The 3378-nt window shown below is 73.3% G+C and carries 3 protein-coding genes; all 3 read left to right on the top strand.

What is annotated here, in order from left to right; translation table 11 throughout:
* A partial coding sequence (locus VLF18_RS16205) for a TolC family protein (protein ID WP_325280669.1) occupies positions 1-633 on the top strand: 633 nt, incomplete at its 5' end.
* On the top strand, positions 630-2030 hold the full coding sequence (locus tag VLF18_RS16210) for an efflux RND transporter periplasmic adaptor subunit (protein WP_345786056.1): 1401 nt from the start codon (positions 630-632) through the stop codon (positions 2028-2030). The genes VLF18_RS16205 and VLF18_RS16210, both read left to right, overlap by 4 nt.
* On the top strand, positions 2027-3378 hold a 1352-nt coding region (locus VLF18_RS16220; protein WP_325280670.1), incomplete at its 3' end, for an efflux RND transporter permease subunit. The genes VLF18_RS16210 and VLF18_RS16220, both read left to right, overlap by 4 nt.

Here is a 3378-nt window from a genome sequence, read left to right on the forward strand (position 1 = left end):
GATCCGTCCGATCTCGCCGCAGTCGGGACACCGCCCGATCTGACCAAGCTGCCGACCGCGCCGGCCGCGCTGCTCGCTTCGATCGATCGGCAGGCGCCGCTGCTGTCCTGGGACGCGCGCGCGGCCGTGGCCGATGCCGAGGTCGCCGCGGCGGCGGCCGAAAGGCGGCCTGACTGGAGTCTCGGCGTCAGCTACGGGCGGCGATCGCGCACGCCCGAGGGCATGCCGCGCAGCGATCTGCTCATGGTCGAATTCGCGATCGGCCTGCCGGTATCTGCGCGGACGCGGCAGGACCGCGGCATCGCCGCGCGGCGTGCCGGGCGCGACGCGGTCGAGGCCGAACGCGCCGATGCGCGTCTGGCCCAGCAGGAATTCGTGCGCCGCACGCTGGCCGAGTGGGACGGACTCGCGCGTCAGATCGCGCGCGGGGAAGCCCAGGCGCTGCCGCTCGCGCGCGATCGCGTCCAGGTCGCGCTCGCCGCCTACGCCGGCGGCGCCGAACTCGAACCGTGGCTGCAGGCGCGCCGTGACGAACTCGAACTGCAGGCCGGACACGCGCGTCATCTGGAACAACTCGGGCGCGCCTGGGCCGCGCTCGCCTACCTGCTGCCGGCCGAGGGGAACGCGCCATGAAGACCTTCGCAGAACGCATCGTTGCCGCAGTCGCCGCGGCGGCATTGCTCGGGATCGGAGCGCTCGCGGGCTATCGCGCCGCGCTGCGGTCGCAGGCACCGGCGGCGGCCGACCCGGCATCGGCCGCCGGCACCGCCGGGCGTCGCGTGCTGTACTGGCACGACCCGATGGTGCCCGGCCGGCACTTCGACAAGCCGGGCAGGTCGCCGTTCATGGACATGGAACTTGTCCCCAAATATGCCGACGGAGCGGCCGCTGGCGGCGTGCGCATCGACGCGAGCGTGCAGCAGAGCGTCGGCCTGCGCACCGCCACCGTGGAAACCGGCCGCATCGCCGCCGCGGTGCGCGTACCGGGCACGCTGTCCTGGGACCTGCGTCGCGAATCGGTCGTGGTCGCGCGCGCCGAGGGGCTCGTCACGCAGCTCGCGCTGAAGACGCCGTATTCGCGCGTGCGCAAGGGCCAGGCGCTCGCGACGCTGCGCGTACCGGCCTGGAGCAGCGCGCTTGCCGAAGCGCGCGCCCTGCACGACGCAGACTCGCCCGCGGCGCGCGCATTGCGCGAGGCCGCCGACCGGCGCCTGCGCGCGCTTGGCGTGCCGCGCGGGGGCGCGAACGACGACGGCAGCGTGATCCTGCGCGCAGACGCCGACGGCATCGTGACGGAAATCACCGTGCGCGAAGGTCAGACCGTCATGCCGGGCACGCCGTTGTTCCGGATCAACGGCACGGAAACCGTGTGGCTCGACGCGGCCGTGCCTCAGTCCGCGGTTGCGCACGTGCGCGCGGGCACGCCGGCGCAGGCGATCGTCGCCGCGCTGCCCGGCCGCCGCTTCGCAGGCGACGTCGACGCGCTGCTGCCGCAGGTCGATCCGGCGACGCGCACGCAGCGCGCGCGTATCGTGCTGCGCAATCCCGGCGGAGAACTCGCCGCCGGCCAGTTCGCCGAGGCGTCGCTGCAGCCCGACGCCGATACACCGCGCCCGCTGGTGCCGAGCGAAGCCCTGCTGGCAACCGGCAGCGACGGCCGCGTGATCGTGCGCGACGATGACGGACGCTTCCGGCCCCTAGCCGTGCAGACCGGGCGCAGCGGCGGCGGGCGCACCGAAATCCTGGCCGGACTGCGCGGCGGCGAGCGGGTCGTCGTGTCGGGCCAGTTCCTCATCGATTCCGAGGCGAACCTTTCCGGCGCGCTCGCGCGCCTCGGCGAACCGGACGAAATGGACGCGCCGCGTCGCTGCCCCGTGCTGTACTGGTACGACCCGACGGTGCCGGCCCAGCATTTCGACGCGCCCGGCGGATCGCCGTTCATGGACTCGGCGCTCGTGCCGAAATTCGCCCCCGAGGCCGACGCGGACTGCACCGTCGACGATGCCGCGCCGCGCGGAGCGCAGCCGTGATCGCGCGGCTGATCCGTCTTTGCATCGCGCGCCGCGGCATCGTGCTGACCGCCGCCGCCTCGCTCGCGCTCGCCGGGCTCTGGGCGATCCGCGGGACCCCGCTCGACGCGCTGCCCGATCTTTCGGACACCCAGGTCATCCTCCGCACCGCATGGCCGGGCCAGGCGCCGCGCATCGTCGAGGACCAGGTCACCTATCCGCTCGCGACGACGATGCTGTCGGTGCCCGGCGTCAAGGCCGTGCGCGGCTTTTCATTCTTCGGCGACTCGTTCGTCTACGTGCTGTTCGACGACGCGACCGACCCGTACTGGGCGCGTTCGCGCGTGCTCGAATACCTGAGCCAGGCGCGCGAGCGGCTGCCGCGCGGCGTGACCCCGGCGCTCGGCCCGGACGCGACCGGCCTGGGCTGGATCTACCAGTACGCGCTCGTCGACCGCAGCGGCCGGCACGACCTCGGGCAGTTGCGCGCGCTGCAGGACTGGTTCCTGCGCTACGAACTGAAGACCGTGCCCGACGTCGCCGAAGTCGCGAGCGTCGGCGGCGCGGTGCGCGGGTGGCAGGTCGTTCCCGACCCCGCCGCGCTGGCCGCACGCGGCCTCACCGTCGCGCAGCTCGTCGCCGCCGTCGACGCGGCAAACGGTGCGACCGGCGGTTCCGTCATCGAGCAGGGCGAAACCGAGCTCATGGTGCGCAGCGAAGGCTGGCTGCGCAGCGAAAGCGACTTCGCGCGCGTACCGATCGTCGCCAGCGACGGCGTGCCGGTGCTGCTCGGCGACGTCGCGACGATCTCGCGCGGGCCGACGTTCCGTCGCGGCGTGGCCGAACTGGACGGCGAAGGCGAAGTCGCCGGTGGCGTGATCGTGCTGCGCACCGGCAAGGACGCGCCGGCCGCCATCGATCGCGTCAAGGCGCGGCTCGCGCAGGTGCAGGCCGGCCTGCCCGACGGCGTCGAGATCGTTCCGGTCTACGACCGCTCGACGCTGGTCCTCGACGCCGTGCGCAATCTCGCACGCAAGCTCGGCGAGGAGTTCCTCGCCGTCGCGCTGGTCTGCGCGCTGTTTCTCCGGCACCTGCGCTCGGCCCTCGTCGCGGTCGTGGTACTGCCGCTCGGCGTGCTCGCGGCCTTCGTCGTCATGCGCCTGCAGGGCATCTCCGCAAACCTGCTGTCGCTCGGCGGCATCGCGATCGCCGTCGGCGCGATGGTCGACGCCGCGGTCGTCATGATCGAGAATGCGCACAGGCATCTCGAACGCCGGCGAGCAACGCAGGGCACCGAACCCGCGGCCGAAGAACGCTGGCAGCTGATCGCGCGGTCGGCCGCGGAAGTCGGCCCGGCTCTGTTCGCGAG

The organism is Tahibacter sp. (assembly GCF_035481375.1).
Taxonomy (GTDB): Bacteria; Pseudomonadota; Gammaproteobacteria; order Xanthomonadales; family Rhodanobacteraceae; genus Tahibacter.

Coding starts and splice junctions, on each gene's coding strand:
- VLF18_RS16210 (WP_345786056.1), top strand. CDS start 630: ATGAAGACCTTCGCAGAACGCATCGTTGCCGCAGTCGCCGCGGCGGCA.